Origin of the sequence: Haematobacter missouriensis (genome assembly GCF_000740775.1) — a bacterium.
In the GTDB taxonomy this organism is placed as follows: Bacteria; Pseudomonadota; Alphaproteobacteria; order Rhodobacterales; family Rhodobacteraceae; genus Haematobacter; species Haematobacter missouriensis.
Map to the genome: position 1 here is coordinate 22,303 of NZ_JFGS01000001.1, position 15,646 is coordinate 37,948.

The following is a 15,646-nucleotide window of genomic DNA, read 5'->3' on the forward strand; positions in this document are numbered from 1 at the left end:
TTCCGAAGATCCGGTTTCCGAACAGTCGGATGCCTTGGCCCGCGGATGCCCCAGGGATCTGATCCCAAGGGCATCCCACAATCAGGTCAGTAGTCGCGCTCGAAATAGACGCCGATACCGGTGTTGCCGTCCTCCCCGACACTGCCCCTGACGGTGAACGACTTGCTGAGGTCGAGATTCAGGTTGATCTGGCTCTGGTTGCCCGATCCCACGACGACTTCGGTATAGACATTGTCGGACAGATAACGACCCGCTTTCACGCCCGTATTGCCTTCCTTATCGGGCACAACGTCGAAGTCATCCAGACCCACGCTCTTGCGGAAGCGCCCCACGAGGCCATCTCCCCCGCTTCCTGCGAGTGTGGCGACGGCGGAGGCCAGTTGCGCTGCCTGCAGCGGTGAAATGCTGGAAAGGTCGCGCCCGAAGATGATCTGGGCCAGCACCTCCTCTTCCGGGAGGGACGGGTTGGACGTTATGTTGATGTCGGGATCGTTGACCGGCCCCGTGACGTTGATGATAGCGGTCAGGCCCTGGTTGGTATTGGTCTGTGCCGTGAGGTTGATGAAGGCATCGAAGTCGCCTTGCAGGAAGAAGCTGCCGCTCGTCAGGTCAAACCGGCGATCCAGAAAGTCCAGCCGTCCTCGGATCAGCTCGAACTGGCCGGATGGAACGATGTTTGCGGTCGTGCCGCCGATATGGATGGCGCCGCCGAGTTCCGCATCCAGCCCACGCCCGCGGATGAAGATGCGGCTGGGAGCGTTTATCGTCACATCAAGTGTGAAAATACCGCTACCTCCCCCGGAGGACCCCGATTGGGTCTGAATGAGGTCAGCCCGCACCCGCGTGGCACGCACGGCGGCGGGCTCCGCGATATGGCGGATCGTGGGGATGGTGAACGTACCGCCGAAGCTGGAGGGTACGCGCACATCCGTCTGTCCGAGGTTCATCGTGCCCGCGATCCTTGCTCCCCCCGTCAGCGGTCCGGTAATCGCAACCGATCCTGTGAGAGAGGTTGTGTAGAGCTGCGGATCCTGCAGCCGCGCCTCACGCGCGCTGACCTGAAGATCGGCGGCAAAGGGCGCGGTCATGCCGATCGTTCCCGCCGCGCTGAGCGTTCCGCCGCCCTCGACACTGGTTGTCGCGTCTATCCGGGCGGTGCCGGACGCGAGGGTCGCTCGCGCGGTTCCACCGCTCAGCGCGATGTTCAGCGCCGGATCGACGATGCGCAGATTGCTGGCCGTGACCGTGCCGCCGAGAGCGTTGAGCCCGAGAGGACCGTTCATCGTCAGGTCGAACCGCACCAGTCCTTGCGCGGACCGCGCGCTGAGGAACGGGTTGATCAACCCAAGCTGGGAGGATCCGGTCAGCGCAAGATCGGAGCGGGAGAAGTCCCGCGCCATGGTTCCGGTCAGCCGGGTGTCGATCTGACCCGGGCCTTGTGCCGCGAGGTTGAGGCGGAGCTGGTTCTCCGCATCGACGACAGTCCCTCGCAGGGTGACCGGCCCCGGGAAGCCCGGCACGAGGATGGCAAGGTTGTTCAGCCGTGCATCGACGGTCACGTTACGCGCCTCGCCCTGAACCTCGCCGTTCACATTCGCGGAAAGCTGCGGGTTCTGGAAGGCGAAGCGGTCGATCTGCAGAAAGCCGTCGGGCCCACGCAGAACATTGAGCGCGAGCGTGCCGTCCCCCTTTAGAAGGGCATTCACCTGCGGTTGGCCACCAAGGGCGAGACCGGAGGCCCGGCTGTCGGCGGTGATGCGGATACCGCCCGGCTCGCTGAGAGCGCGGGCGTCGGCCGTAAGCGCGCCATGGAACCCGCTGCCGAGCACACCCAGATCGGAGAAGCTGAACGCGGCCTGCAAGTCCGTGTCGTTGGGATCGTAGCGGCCGCTCGCCGTGAGCGTGAGCGTCGTCGCATTCACCGCGAGCCGGTCGATGGTGATCCGCTCGCCATTCTGCACGGCGGCTAGGTCGATGCGGCTCTGTCCCCGGAGCAGGCCATCCGCCTGCTGTTGACCCACTTGCAGATCCTGGCCGGAGACGTTCGTCTCAAGCCGGAGTCCCTCCGGCGTGTCGTGAACCCGTGCCGTGGCCGCGCCCGCACCGCCATATCCCTGGCCCAATACGGAGAGATCGGTGAATGCGCCATCAAGCGACACGTCGGTATTTCCCGGCGCATAACGCCCCGTCGCGGTGAGCTTCAGCGTCGTTGCGTCGATGGTGGCTGTATCGATGGTCAGCACATCGTCGTTCTGCACGCCGGCGAACCGGATGCGGCTTTGGCCGCGCAGCAGCCCGTCCGCCTGTGGCTGGCCTATGCGGAGATCGTTCCCCGTCGCGTCAAGCGTGAGCCGCAGCCCTTCGGCCACCTGCCAAGCGCGCCCGTCAACGTCAACCGAGCCGGAGAAGCCCGGTCCGAGTACGCGCGCATCGGCAAACCGCCCGTTGAGCTTCACATCCGTTGCATTGCTGGTGATGTTGCCAGAGGCCTGCAGGCTGAGAGACTGGGCGGTAAGCTGCGCATCCCGGATTTCGGTCCCCGTCTCATCCCGCTTGGCGGAAAGCGTGATGCGGGATTGGCCCGCGAGAAGCCGGTCGAGCTGCTCCTGCGCGGCTTTCAGATCCGTTCCCGTCACGTCCGCCACGACATCGAACATGCCGGAAAGCGGTTCGAAAGCGCCGCTGGCCTGCGTCTCCGCCCGGCCGGAAAGCGGACGACCCGCCAGGTCGGAGAAGCGGGAGATGTCAGCAAGGCTCGCCGTCACCTTGCCGGACACCCTGAGCGCGGCGTTCAAGCCATTGAAGACCAGATCCGCAACAGCGGAATAATCCTCCCCTCGCACGTTCAGGACGGGCATCGTCACCACCCCGTCGCCGGATTGCCAGACGAACACGGTGGTCCCCTCCACTTGCTTCCCCACGGCGCGGGCAAGGGCCGGGTCGTCAAGGGAGATGCCATCCGCGCTGAACCGCAGGTTGGCGTCGAGCCGCGGCGCGTCCTGCGCCGTTTCCCTCATGACACCGCCGCCGCCTTCGAGCCGGAGAGTGGAGATCGTCATATCCGGCCGCTTGAAGTCCCGGGCGGTCATGTTGATCGTCCAGGTCTCGCTCACCGTGTCGTCGTAGGCGATGGCCAGATCGGCGCCCGAAAGCTCGGTCGGCGTGGCGATCGGCAGGACCACTGGGCCTTGCGTGCCGGCAGGCGCGTGTATGGAGCCCTTCACGTCGACGAAGCTCGGCAATCCGTCGGCCGCGATGCGGAGTTGGCCGTTCAGATCAATCGCCTCGGCCCGCAGGACGAATTGGGGCACCGCCAGGGAACTGTCAGGCTGGCGCGTAGCATCCGCCGTGAGGGTGAGCTCTGATCCGAAGAAGGCGCGGAACTGCTCGGGCAGCAAGGCCCGGATGTCACCGTTGAGGTCGAAGGTGAAATTCCGTGCGGCGCCCGCGGGCTGCCCCGGTGCCGCCTCCACTGCCCGCGCAGTGACCTGCCCTGTCAGGCGGTCCTGATTGGCGGTGGCAAGGCGGATGTCGGCGGCGAAATCGTCGATCGGTGCATCACCCTTGACGGACAGAGTGAGCGCGGGCGCGCCGGGTAGCCCCGCCAGAGTGGTGACGATGCCGCCCGGACCCTCGTCAAGCTCGACATCCACGCTCAGGTGCCGGTTGGTGTTGGCATAGCTGCCAGCGATGTTGAATACTCCCCGCTGGCCGTCTGTCCGTTCCAGCCGGACCTGAAGCGCGCCTTCTCCTCCAGAGAGATTGGCGGAACCCGTCGCGCGGGAGACGTTGGCGATGCCGAACACCGGCTCACCGATTTCCAGCCGCTCGATGCGCAGGCTGTCGATGTTTATGGAAACCGGCAGGTCGGGAAGGGAGAACGGCTCCGCCTCCGGCGAGGGCGGAGCGGCTTCCGTCTGCGGCAGGCGGGACAGCACCACTTCGGCGGCGGAGAATTCCTGCACCTGAACGCGACCCGTCAGCAGGGCGAGGCGGCTCCAGTTCAGCACCACGTCGCGTGCGGAGAACCACTGGCCCTGATCGTCGGAAATCGCCAACTCCTCGATCCGCGCCGTGGAGGAAAGAGCGCCGGAAAAGCCCCGGATCGTGACCTGTCGCCCCGCACCGGACAGGCTGCTCTGCAGGAGGCTCTCCAGATAGGAGGCACCGTCATCGTCCTGCGCGCGGACAGGGGCCGGCAGCCAGAACGTCAGAAGGGCGATGAAAAGGATTAAAAACCGCATCAGAAAGCCTGCCCGATACCGACATAAAGTTGCACACCGTCACCCGTATCTCCGCCGAGCGGAGCTGCGACATCGAGACGGATAGGACCGATGCCCGTGTTGTAGCGCAGCCCGAGCCCGATACCGCCCTGCCAATCACCGGTGTCGTCAAAGAACTTGTCGGCGGAGACATAGCCCGCATCGTAGAAGGCGACGATGCCGATGCTCTCGGTCACACGCGTGCGCACCTCGCCCGAGAGACCGAGGAAGTTCCGGCCGCCGATGGTCGTGTCCCGCGACAGGTAGTCCGGGTTCTGCACACCAAGCGACTGGAAGGGTTGGCCCCGGACCGTGCCCGCCCCGCCCGAGTAGAACAGGTATTCCCGCGGTGTTTCGGTAATGTCGGCGCCCAGTACCGAGCCGACCTGCACCCGCCCCGCCAGAACCACGCGCTTGCTTTCGCCGGGGCTCCAGAATGCGCGGCCGTCGAGCCGGATCCGGCCACCGGACCCCGCATCGTCGTTGATCCCGTAGAAGGGCCGGACTTCACCATCCAGAAAATAGCCGCTTGTGGCGTTCAGCTTATCATCGCGCCGGTCATACGTGGCGCCTGTCGGAAGCGACAGGATCTGTAGGTTCGTCGTCTCGCCGAACTCGCGGATACGGTAGAAGCCGTATTCCAGAGCGATCCGCCCCGTCAGGTATTCGTTGAAATAGTGCTCCACCCCCCCGGAGACGGTGAAGCTGTCGCTGGTGTAGTCCTGCTCATCCGTACGTTTGAGCTGCGTGCCGAGTTTCAGCGTCGTATCCGGGTCAAACGTTGCGGGACGGGAGAAGAGGGCGCCGATGCTGTATTCCTGGTCCTCGCCGCTTCCCAAGCCCTGCCCCTGAAGATCGAACCGCAGGTTCTCCGCCCCTCCGAACAGGTTGCGATGCATCCAGTAGCCGTTCAGGTTTACCCCGTCGGAGGAGGATACCTCCGCCCCGAAGCCGAAGCGACGGGGCAGGGATTCAACAACCGTCGCGGTGATGTCCATTGTATTTCCCGGCCCGAGGCGGTCGGCCTCCTGCATCGCCACAGAGGAAAAGGCTCCGGCGCGACGCAGTCGGCGGGCGCTTTCCTCCAGATCGTCGGGATCGAAGACCTCCCCCTCCGGAAGACCGGCAATGGCGTGGACGCGCTCCGTCCGCACATTCTCGTTTCCGGCGACGATCAGTTTGCCAAAGGTCACCCGCGGCCCCGGTAGCATGCCGATATCGACATTCAGGAGGTTCTGCCGGTGATCGGCCACGATATCCTGCTTGCCGGTGGCGACCTTGGCGTAACCTGCTTCACGCCATCCGGTCGTCGCCGCATCCACGCCTTGCTGAACCAGCGTTGAGCGCGCCCGCTCCCTTGGGCGTAGGTCGGCGGGCAGGGTGGTGGAGGGTGTCAGCGGCGCGATGGAGACCTGACCGAACTGAAAGGTGGGGCCGGTATCGACGTTTACATCTATGCGACGGATGGCGCTGGGCGCCTGCAGGGTGGGGATATTGGCGGCCTCTCGCCCGTCCACGAGAATGTTGATGACCGGCGCGTAGTACCCGCGTGAATAGAGCGCCCCGATGAGACGCGCGTAATCGGCTCTGGCAGAGGCAATGAGTTCCTGTGGGTCGCCCTGCCGGTTTTCCGCCGCCGCGGCAAGCAGCGAAGCCCCCCGCAATAGCGTTTCCAGATCATCGTCACGACCACCGCGGATGTTGAAGTGTATGCCGTCGCGCGATTGCTGACGCTGTTCGCCGGGCTGATTCTGCTGCGCGAGAAGCACGGCGGGCACGAGGGAAACGCCAAATAGGACTGCCGTTGCGCATAGCAGAGCGGCATGCCACTTCCCGTCGGTCCTGTCTGTCATCGCTGCCCCGCCCTTGGTTTATGTTTTGACACAACCTAGCATGCAGCATTCCGTTCACATTTCCAGCCGCCGGGGCATATTGCCTCAGACGGTGAGCCACCTGCGCAACTCCGGCTCCCGCTCGCCACTCATCTCCACCTGTATCCCGTCCATCACCACTTCGCCTCTGTCCATGACGTAGAAGCGGTCGGCCAGTTCGCGGGCAAAGTCGAAGAATTGCTCCACCAGCAGGATGGCCATGCCGGCTTCATCGCGCAGATAGCGTATGGCACGGCCGATGTCCTTGATGATTGAGGGCTGAATGCCTTCCGTCGGCTCGTCCAGCACCAGAAGCTTCGGCCTCATCACCATTGCACGGCCGATGGCAAGCTGCTGCTGCTGTCCGCCCGACAGATCGCCGCCACGACGTGCCATCATCTCACCGAGCACCGGGAACAGCGCGAAGACGTCGTCGGGTATGACCTTCCGGCCCCGGGGCAGGGCGGCAAAGCCGGTCTCCAGGTTCTCGCGCACGGTCAGCAAGGGGAATATCTCTCTTCCCTGCGGAACATAGGCGATGCCGCGCTGGGCGCGCTCCACCGGGGAGAGGCGGGCGATCTCCGCCCCCTGCCATCGGATCGCGCCCGCGGTGATGCCATGCCGCCCGACGATGGCCCGCAGCAGGGAGGTCTTGCCGACGCCGTTCCGCCCGAGCACCGTCGTCACCTCTCCCTCCCGCGCGGAGACGGAGACGGATTTCAGCGCCTGCGCCGCACCGTAGGACAGGTTGATATGATCGACTTCCAACATCTCAGCGTCCCAGATAGACCTCGATGACTTCGGGCATGGCGCTCACCGTTTCCAGGCTGCCCTCCGCCAGAACACTGCCCTGATGCAGAACAGTCACCTTGCAGTCGAGTGCGCGGACGAAATCCATGTCATGCTCGACAACGATCACCGCGCGTTCCCCGGCGATGGCGCGCAGCAGTTCAGCCGTTCGCATCGTTTCGGCATCGGTCATGCCCGCAGCGGGTTCGTCCACCAGCAGGAGTTGCGGATCCTGCGCGAGCAGCATCCCGATCTCCAGCCATTGCTTCTGCCCGTGCGACAGGTCGGCGGCGGGGCGGCGGCGGGCATCGCCAAGGCGCACGATCTCCAGCAGCTCCGCCACCCGCCGGGTCTCGGCCGGGGTGGTCTTGTGGAAGAGGCTTGCCAGCACCCCCCGGTCTCCCTTGAGGGAGAGGCGGAGATTGTCCTCCACCGTGTGGCTTTCGAATACGGTGGGCTTCTGGAACTTTCGCCCGATACCCAATTGGGCGCAGTCGGCTTCGTCCAGTTTTGTAAGGTCGAGTTGTTGCTCCCAGAGCACCTTTCCGGCATCGGGACGGGTCTTGCCGGTGATGATGTCCATCATCGTGGTCTTGCCCGCGCCGTTCGGGCCGATCACGGCGCGCAACTCCCCCTTGTCCACCACGAGCGACAGGTTGTTGATCGCCTTGAAGCCGTCAAAGGTCTTGGAAACGCTGTCGAGCTGCAGCTGCTGCAGTGTGGCGCTGCCCGGAATGGTCGTGTGCACGGTCATGCCTCGGCCTCCACCGGGTCGCTGGAACGACGACGACGGAAGCGTCGCCCGGTGCCTTCGATCGCGCCCAGCACACCGTTCGGCAGGCCGATGGTCACAAGAATGAACATCGCGCCGAGGAAGAAGAGCCACGCATCCGGGAACCAGCTTGTCAGCAAGGTCTGTGCGAGCGAGACGATGATCGCACCGAGTGCCGCTCCCACCAGCGTGCCGCGGCCACCGAGAGCCACCCAGATCACGATCAGGATGGAGTTCGCGGCGGAGAATTCCGACGGGTTGATGATGCCGACCTGCGGCGTGTAGAGCGCGCCCGCCACCCCCGCCATCATGGCGGAAACCGTGAAGATGAAGAGCTTGTAATGCTCTACGCGGTAGCCGATGAATCGCGTTCTGCTTTCTGCATCCCGCACGCAGACCAGCACCTGGCCGAGACGCGACCGGGTGATCCAGCGCCCCAGCAGCAGCCCGCCGGCCAGCGCGAGTCCTGAGATCACCATGAGCGCCGCCCGCGTGCTGTCGGCCTGGATCGGGAAGCCGAGGATGTCCTTGAAATCGGTAAGCCCGTTGTTGCCGCCGAAGCCCATCTCGTTGCGGAAGAAGGCCAGCATCAGCGCATAGGTCATCGCCTGCGTGATGATCGACAGATAGACCCCCGTCACCCGGCTGCGGAAGGCAAACCAGCCAAAGACGAAGGCGAGCAGTCCCGGCACGAGCAGCACCATCAGCATGGCGAAGGGAAAGTGGTTGAAACCCTGCCAGTACCACGGCAGCTCCTGCCAGTTCAGGAACACCATGAAATCGGGCAGTGTCGGGTTGGCATAGACGCCGCGATCCCCGATCTGGCGCATCAGATACATGCCCATCGCATAGCCGCCGAGCGCGAAGAACGCCCCGTGCCCGAGCGACAGGATCCCGCAGTATCCCCAGACGAGATCCAGCGCCACGGCGAGCAGCGCGTAGCAGAAGTACTTGCCGATCAGCGCCACAATGTAGGAGGGAATGGGCCGCTGCTCCATCATCAGGTTGCCCACCGGCACCGCAACGATGACAATGAACAGCACGATGAGCGCGACGATGAGACGGCGGTTGAAGAAGGAGTCCCGCATCTCTCAGCCCTCCACGAACCGGCCCTTGACGGCGAACAGGCCGCGCGGACGCTTCTGGATGAACAGGATGATGAAGACGAGGATCAGGATCTTCGCCAGCACGGCCCCCGCGAAGGGCTCCAGGAACTTGTTGATGATGCCGAGCGAAAAGGCTGCCGCGAAGGTGCCCCAGATGTTGCCCGCACCGCCAAAGACGACGACCATGAAACTGTCCACGATATAGCCCTGCCCGAGATTGGGGCTGACATTGTCGATCTGTGACAGGGCGACGCCCGCCAGCCCCGCGATGCCTGCACCGAGGCCGAAGGTCAGTGCATCCACTCGCCCGGTACGGATGCCCATGTTCGCGGCCATCGGACGGTTCTGCGTGACGGCGCGCATCTGGAGACCGATGGCCGTGCGCTTCAGCACCACGAGCAGGGTTGCAAAGACCACGAGCGCAAAGACGATGATCCACAACCGGTTCCAGGTGATGGTCATCTGACCGATCTGGAACGCGCCCGACATCCATGAGGGGTTGCCCACCTCCCGGTTGTTCGGGCCGAAGAACGACCGCACGGCCTGTTGCAGGATCAGGCTGACACCCCAGGTGGCCAGCAGCGTCTCCAGCGGGCGGCCGTAGAGGTGGCGCACGATCCCCCGCTCGATCAACACGCCGACCCCGCCCGCCACGGCAAAGGCCAGGGGCAGGGCGATGAGAAGCGACCAGTCGAACAGCCAGGGCGCATGGGTCCGGATCAGATCCTGCACCACGAAGGTCGTATAGGCGCCGAGCATCACCAGCTCCCCATGCGCCATGTTGATGACGCCCATCACCCCGAAGGTGATGGCGAGTCCCACTGCCGCCAGGAGCAGCACAGAGCCGAGGGACAGGCCGAACCACACATTCTGCGCGGTGTTCCAGAGGGCGCGCGACCTTTCGATCTCGGCGATCGCGTTCTCGGCGGCGGCGGCGATGGCGGGTTCGGGGGAGGCGAGAAGGGGGGTCAGCAGCGAGAGAGCGGACTGGTCGCGGAGATCGCCGATGAGGGCCACGGCTTCCTCCTTCTCGACCACGGGCCGGTCGGAGGTCAGTACTGCCGCTGCATGGGCGAGGGCAAGCCGCGCACCCACCGTAGCGTCGGTCTCCGCCGCCATCGCGGCCTCGAGTGCGGAAAGCTGCTCTGGGTCCGGCGCACGGAAGGCGGCATCTGCGGCCGAAAGGCGTTTGGCCGGATCGGGATCGCGCAGCGTCAGCACGCCAAGTGCGGCGCGGATGTCGCGCCGCAGGGAGTTATTGACTTTCACCTTCTCCGCATTGCGGCCGGGGTCGGCGATGGCTTCCCCCGTCAGTGCAACACGTGCCTCGCGGCCCTTCAGGATCACCACGGTGCCGTCCGATTTCAGGGCGGCCAGATCGCCGTCCACCAGAGCGTTCAGCACATCGACAGCGCGCGGATCGCCGGTGGCGGCAAGCGCGGTTACCACGCGGGACCGGTCGCTGAAACTGCCGGAGGGCAGTTGGCGCACAAGCTCGTCCACGCTCTGCGCGGCGGCCATTCCCGCGAGAGTGATGCCGAGAGCGGCAAGAAAAAGGCGGAAGAAGGTCATGCACCTGTCCCGGAAATACGTGCGGCGCGCGGAAAGGCGCGCGCCGCGAAGGGCGGATCAGTGGGAGCCGCCGCAGGTCTTGGTTTCGGTGTTGAAGTTCCCGCAGGAGAGCGGCGCCCGCCAGTCGGAGATCAGCGGCTTGGACTCCGGCAGGAAGTCCGACCATTCGTCGCCCAGCACGAGGCCCGGGGTTTCCCATACCACGTCGAACTGGCCGTCCGCCTGAATCTCGCCAACCAGCACCGGTTTGGTGATGTGGTGGTTCGGCCCCATGGACGCGTAGCCGCCCGTGAGGTTTGGCACGGCGACGCCGATGATGGAATCGATCACCGCGTCCGGCTTGGTGGTGCCCGCCGCCTCCACGGCCTTCACCCACATGTTGAAGCCGATGTAATGGGCTTCCATCGGGTCGTTCGTGACGCGCTTGTCATCCTTGATGAACTTGTGCCACGTGTCTATGAAGGCTGCGTTTTCGGGCGTATCCACGGACATGAAGTAGTTCCAGGCGGCGAGGTGGCCCACCAGCGGCGCGGTGTCGAGACCCGCCAGTTCCTCCTCGCCCACGGAGAACGCGACGACCGGGATGTCCTCCGCCTTGATGCCCTGGTTGCCGAGTTCCTTGTAGAACGGCACGTTGGCATCGCCGTTGATGGTGGAGACGACCGCGGTTTTCTTGCCCGCGGAACCGAATTTCTTGATGTCGGAGACGATGGTCTGCCAGTCGGAATGGCCGAAGGGCGTGTAGTTGATCATGATGTCCTCGGCGGCGACACCCTTATCCTTCAGGTATTGCTCGAGGATCTTGTTGGTCGTGCGCGGATAGACGTAGTCGGTGCCGGCCAGCACCCAGCGCTCCACGCCCTCGTTCTCCATCAGGTAATCGACGGCTGGGATCGCCTGCTGGTTCGGTGCCGCACCGGTGTAGAACACGTTCCGTTGGCTTTCCTCACCCTCATACTGCACGGGGTAGAAGAGCAGGCCGTTCAGTTCCTCGAACACCGGCAGAACGGATTTGCGGCAGACCGAGGTCCAGCAGCCGAACACCGCGGCAACCTTGTCCGTCTCCAGCAGCTGCCGCGCCTTTTCCGCCGCGAGCGGCCAGTTGGAGGCGATGTCCACGACGACCGGCTCCAGCTTCTTGCCCAGCAGGCCGCCTTTCTCGTTCTGCTCCTCGATCAGCATGAGCATGACATCTTTCAGCGTCGTCTCCGAGATCGCCATCGTGCCGGAAAGCGAATGCAGGATGCCGACCTTGATCGTATCTTCCTGGGCGCGGGCAGGCGCACCGAAGGCGGCGGCCAGCGCTGCTGCCGCCAGAAGGGATTGTCCCAATTTCATTCTGTCCAATACTCCCGGTGGATGGCGGCAGTCCGCTCGACGCGCCGCAGGCGACCGCCGTTCGTCTCCCCCCGTTGTTGTTGTCCCGCAGTCTGCCGCGGCGCGGCTCTATCCCGGCACCAGCGTTCCGGCGGGATGATGGAGGCTTGCCACGGTGCCGACATTGGGCAAAGGATTCTGGACCTGGCGAATGAAGACCTTGGCTGAGATGCACAATTATTGTGCGACAGTGGGCGGGTGAAGCTCATGCCATGTGCACGAAGCAATTTTCTTCGGCAAAGCGTCGTCTTCGCGCAAGCATCTCCCATCCTCGTTCACGTGAAGATCACGAGGGATCAAAAAACACGCAGGAGGCAGGTTGACGCAGGGCGGCGTTTTGCTACGTGTTTCGCCAGCGCCAGAGGGGAAGCTCTCGGCGCGGAAACCGGTACCGGGCCCCTCTGGCGAGAGTTCATCGGCGCTCTCGCGATGTCGGTGCCGCTGTGGAAACAGCCGGCGGAACTATGGACACATGAACAACGCGACCAACGGTCGTGCAGGAACGGGCCGGACCCGTGCTTGCGCATTTGGCCCCGGGAGGCTGCGCGGATGAGCGGCGCGATCCAAAAGAACACGCTCTCCTATTTCAAATGGGCCTTCGTCGTTACTGTATTCGGCCTCGCGCTGGGCGCATGGCTTGGCTGGCAGACGACCGGGACGATGCAGGGGATGCTGTCGGTCTTCTTCATTTGCTGCGTGCTGGCGGTGTTGGAGATCTCGCTCTCCTTCGACAATGCCATCGTGAACGCCAACAAGCTGAAGGACATGACCCCGGAGTGGCAGCACCGGTTCCTGACCTGGGGTATCCTCATCGCGGTCTTCGGGATGCGGGTGGTGTTCCCGCTGCTGATCGTCGTTATCGCGGCGAATGTCGGTCCTTGGCAGGCCCTCGTCATGGCGGCGAGCCAACCCGAAGAATACTCCCGCATCATGCACGACGCTCACCTGCCCATCGCGGCTTTCGGGGGCACCTTCCTGATGATGGTCGGTCTCACGTTCTTCTTCAACCACGAGAAGGACGTGCATTGGGTCAAGTGGGTGGAGGAGAAGGCCGCGCGCTATTCCTCCGTCAAGGGGATCGAGATCGCGGTCGTGCTCGTCATCATGCTGGCCTTCTCCCGCATCATCCAGTCCGATCCCGACCTCGGGCCCGCGGCGGCGAACACCTTCTTCCACGCGGCGGTCTGGGGTCTTCTGACCTTCCTTCTGGTGGAAGTGGTCGGCGGTGTGCTGGACAAGCGCGAGGAGACGATGTCGGCCGCCGCAAAGGGCGGGCTGGGCGCGTTCATCTATCTCGAGGTGCTGGACGCAAGCTTCTCCTTCGACGGAGTGATCGGGGCCTTTGCGCTCAGCAACAACCTCTTCGTTATTGCCATCGGTCTTGGCATCGGGGCGATGTATGTCCGCTCCATGACCATCATGCTGGTGGAGAAGGGGACGCTCGCTCACTTCCGCTATCTGGAGCACGGAGCGTTCTACGCGATCCTGATCCTGTCGGTCATCATGTATGTGCAGTCGCTCGTGCATATCCCGGAGGTCATCACCGGGCTTGGCGGCGCGGCGCTGATCGGTGTCTCGCTATGGTCATCGATCCTCTACAACCGGCGTCATCCCGAGCATTCGGACGACGCGCCCTCCGGCCCGCAAGGCGACACGCAGTAGGACTGGAAAGGGCGGCCACTATGGCCGCCCTTTGATCCTTCAGGCCAGGCTCTCAGTCCTTCATTCCCGGTTGAACACCCGCACCGGATGCAGCTCGCCGCTCCGGTAGGTGCCGACGGCAATCGCCTGTCCCTCGAAGGAGGCCCATGCCTCCTCGCCATATTCCACATCGGAGGATGGCAGGACGATGCCGGGATTGCCGTTGCGGAGCCGCGCCGCGCCCTCGGGCGTCGCACGCAATTCCGGCAGATCCTCCAGCCCGTCTTCCAGCGGCAGGACGAGAGCATCCAGCTCGGGTTTCCGCGCCAGTTCCTCGATCCGTTCCATTGTGACGCCCTTTTCTGCCTCAAAGGGGCCGGACCAGACGCGGCGCAGCCATTCGACATGGCCATAGCAGTCCAGAGCCTGCCCCAGATCACGCGCGATGGACCGGACATAGCCGCCCTTGCCGCAGACCATCTCCAACTCCACGTGATCCGCGTCGGGCCGGTGCATGACCTCTAGGCTGTCGACCCAGAGCAGGCGGGGGGCAAGCTCCATTTCCTCCCCGTCTCGCGCAAGGGCATAGGCGCGCTCACCATCCACCTTCACGGCAGAAAACTGCGGCGGCACCTGCATGATCTCTCCTCTGAAAGAGGGGAGCGCGGCGGCGATATCTGCATCCGTGGGGCGCTTGGCAGAGGTCGCTATGACCTCTCCCTCCGCATCATCGGTGTTCGTCGCGGTGCCGAGGCGGACGGAGAACCGGTAGCATTTCAACGCATCGGTGACATATGGCACCGTCTTGGTCGCCTCTCCCAGCGCGATGGCAAGAACGCCTGTCGCCGCCGGATCGAGCGTGCCGGCATGGCCAGCCTTCTTCGCGTCAAGCGCCCAGCGGACCTTGTTGACGACCGCGGTGGAGGTGATGCCTGCAGGCTTGTCCACCACGAGCCAACCCGAAATATTGCGTCCCTTGCGCCGTGCCAAGCTCCGCTCCTTCCCTGTTCCCGAAAGCGGGCTAGCTAGCGCCCGCAGGCGGGGCCGTCAATCGGCGGCGTTCTCCGGTACGGCCAGTCCGACGATCGGGCCCATCGGAAAGCCGAAGTCGTTGCGCCGAAGCGCCGGGGCGTAGAGCCGGGAGATCTTGCCGTCCAGATAAAGCGCGTTCGGCGTCTTCAGCCCGTCACGGAACAGCCGGCCGAACTCGTAAAAGGTCACGGGCCGGTCGGAGATGGCGAACACCGCTGTCCCATCCTGCCGGACACCCACGCCATTGCGAATGAAGCGGGAGTCGCTGTCCGGCAGGAATCGGGGATGCAATTCGCCCTCGATCACCAGCATGGGACCGGACTGGGTGGCAAAGCGGCAGGGCAGGGGATGGCGAGCGAAGGCCCGGCTTTCGATAACGGCGTAACCTCCGTCGCCGATACAGAAGATGCCGTTCGGCAACATGCCGAAATTGCCCTTGCTCGCGCCGGTGACGATGGCGTTGTGCTCTACCCCGTCCGTCACGAGCAGGCCGACCGGATCGCGGTTGGCGTGATACATGCCGCCGTTCATGGCGAAGCCGAGGCGCCGCCCTTCTGTCCGCAGGTCGTTGTCGATCCGCCGGAAGGAGCCGTAGAGACTACCGGCGGCATCTCTGTGCCACACCCGCATGTCCGCACCCTTCGGCACAGAACACAGGACGTAACCCTCGCCCCCGAATGTCATTCGCTCGCAGGGAGAGGCAGCCGCGGGGGCTGCGACGGGGACGAGGCTCATCAGAGCGGCGAAAAAGAGCAGGACGGGGGCGAATGGCCCCTCAAACCTGCCGGTCATCGTCCCTGTCGTCGTCCTCGTTGGTCTCCAGATCGCGGCGCACGTCATCGCGGGCGAAAAGACGGCGGGTCTCGTCCATCCGGTCGAATGTCTCGTCCAGCGCGAACCGCAGCTCGGGCGCGAATTTCAGCGACAGGCCGGAGGCGACGAGGCGGCGCAGCTCGTGCCGGTTGCGGCGGAGCGCGGCCAGAGCCTCCTCCTGTCCCGCGCCGCCCAGCGGCATGACATAAGCCGTCGCCACGTGCAGGTCGGGGGAGGTGCTGACCTCCGCCACGGTGATCGACATGCGGGAGAGGTCCGGGTCATGGATGTCGCCGCGCGCCAACACCTCCGACAAGGTGCGGCGTATCAGCTCGCCCACGCGGAGCTGGCGTTGCGAGGGGCCGGAGCCCCTGTGTGAATCCCGAGGAGTGCGCTTTTGTGCCATGATCC

The 15,646-nt window shown here is 64.5% G+C and carries 11 protein-coding genes; 1 reads left to right on the plus strand and 10 read right to left on the minus strand.

What is annotated here, in order from left to right; all coding sequences use genetic code 11:
• Nucleotides 1-86: 86 nt before the first annotated feature.
• The 7 genes from CG51_RS00125 to urtA form a co-directional block, all read right to left on the minus strand.
• On the minus strand, nt 87-4,244 hold the full coding sequence (locus tag CG51_RS00125; protein WP_035740653.1) for a translocation/assembly module TamB domain-containing protein: 4,158 nt from the start codon (nt 4,242-4,244) through the stop codon (nt 87-89).
• Entirely contained in the window at nt 4,244-6,115 is a 1,872-nt protein-coding gene (locus tag CG51_RS00130) for an autotransporter assembly complex protein TamA (RefSeq protein WP_084694957.1), read from the minus strand. Before CG51_RS00130 ends, CG51_RS00125 begins: the two co-directional genes overlap by 1 nt.
• Nucleotides 6,116-6,199: 84 nt before the next feature.
• Nucleotides 6,200-6,904 carry an urea ABC transporter ATP-binding subunit UrtE gene (gene urtE / locus CG51_RS00135; protein ID WP_035740655.1) on the minus strand — a complete coding sequence of 235 codons (705 nt, stop codon included), beginning with the start codon at nt 6,902-6,904 and terminating at the stop codon, nt 6,200-6,202.
• 1 nt (nt 6,905) lies between these two features.
• Nucleotides 6,906-7,676: an urea ABC transporter ATP-binding protein UrtD gene (urtD, locus tag CG51_RS00140; RefSeq protein WP_035740658.1), complete on the minus strand. Its 771-nt coding sequence runs from the start codon at nt 7,674-7,676 to the stop codon at nt 6,906-6,908.
• Nucleotides 7,673-8,782 (minus strand): urea ABC transporter permease subunit UrtC, encoded by a 1,110-nt coding sequence (urtC, locus tag CG51_RS00145; protein WP_035740660.1) that lies wholly within the window; start codon nt 8,780-8,782, stop codon nt 7,673-7,675. The genes urtD and urtC overlap by 4 nt, the downstream gene beginning before the upstream one ends.
• Nucleotides 8,783-8,785: 3 nt before the next feature.
• Nucleotides 8,786-10,372: an urea ABC transporter permease subunit UrtB gene (gene urtB, locus CG51_RS00150; protein ID WP_035740662.1), complete on the minus strand. Its 1,587-nt coding sequence runs from the start codon at nt 10,370-10,372 to the stop codon at nt 8,786-8,788.
• Between the two features lie 57 nt (nt 10,373-10,429).
• Entirely contained in the window at nt 10,430-11,710 is a 1,281-nt protein-coding gene (gene urtA / locus CG51_RS00155) for an urea ABC transporter substrate-binding protein (protein WP_035740664.1), read from the minus strand.
• A 588-nt stretch (nt 11,711-12,298) separates the two neighbouring features.
• Between urtA and CG51_RS00160 the strand changes: the two genes are divergently transcribed.
• Entirely contained in the window at nt 12,299-13,411 is a 1,113-nt protein-coding gene (locus CG51_RS00160) for a DUF475 domain-containing protein (RefSeq protein WP_035740666.1), read from the plus strand.
• 60 nt (nt 13,412-13,471) lie between these two features.
• Here CG51_RS00160 and truB read toward each other — a convergent pair whose 3' ends face one another.
• The 3 genes from truB to rbfA are packed head-to-tail and all read right to left on the minus strand — an operon-like array spanning nt 13,472 to nt 15,641.
• Entirely contained in the window at nt 13,472-14,380 is a 909-nt protein-coding gene (truB, locus tag CG51_RS00165) for a tRNA pseudouridine(55) synthase TruB (RefSeq protein WP_035740668.1), read from the minus strand.
• 57 nt (nt 14,381-14,437) lie between these two features.
• A complete protein-coding gene (locus CG51_RS00170) occupies nt 14,438-15,214 on the minus strand; it encodes a phosphodiester glycosidase family protein (protein ID WP_084694958.1) in 777 nt (258 codons plus the stop codon).
• Nucleotides 15,198-15,641: a 30S ribosome-binding factor RbfA gene (gene rbfA, locus CG51_RS00175; RefSeq protein WP_035740669.1), complete on the minus strand. Its 444-nt coding sequence runs from the start codon at nt 15,639-15,641 to the stop codon at nt 15,198-15,200. The genes CG51_RS00170 and rbfA overlap by 17 nt, the downstream gene beginning before the upstream one ends.
• Between the last annotated feature and the right edge of the window lie 5 nt (nt 15,642-15,646).

Excerpts from the sequence above, each read along its gene's own strand:
- CG51_RS00125 (WP_035740653.1), bottom strand. The coding sequence starts at position 4,244 with ATGCGGTTTTTAATCCTTTTCATCGCCCTTCTGACGTTCTGGCTGCCG.
- CG51_RS00130 (WP_084694957.1), bottom strand. The coding sequence starts at position 6,115 with ATGACAGACAGGACCGACGGGAAGTGGCATGCCGCTCTGCTATGCGCA.
- urtE (WP_035740655.1), bottom strand. The coding sequence starts at position 6,904 with ATGTTGGAAGTCGATCATATCAACCTGTCCTACGGTGCGGCGCAGGCG.
- urtD (WP_035740658.1), bottom strand. The coding sequence starts at position 7,676 with ATGACCGTGCACACGACCATTCCGGGCAGCGCCACACTGCAGCAGCTG.
- urtC (WP_035740660.1), bottom strand. The coding sequence starts at position 8,782 with ATGCGGGACTCCTTCTTCAACCGCCGTCTCATCGTCGCGCTCATCGTG.
- urtB (WP_035740662.1), bottom strand. The coding sequence starts at position 10,372 with ATGACCTTCTTCCGCCTTTTTCTTGCCGCTCTCGGCATCACTCTCGCG.
- urtA (WP_035740664.1), bottom strand. The coding sequence starts at position 11,710 with ATGAAATTGGGACAATCCCTTCTGGCGGCAGCAGCGCTGGCCGCCGCC.
- CG51_RS00160 (WP_035740666.1), top strand. The coding sequence starts at position 12,299 with ATGAGCGGCGCGATCCAAAAGAACACGCTCTCCTATTTCAAATGGGCC.
- CG51_RS00170 (WP_084694958.1), bottom strand. The coding sequence starts at position 15,214 with ATGACCGGCAGGTTTGAGGGGCCATTCGCCCCCGTCCTGCTCTTTTTC.
- rbfA (WP_035740669.1), bottom strand. The coding sequence starts at position 15,641 with ATGGCACAAAAGCGCACTCCTCGGGATTCACACAGGGGCTCCGGCCCC.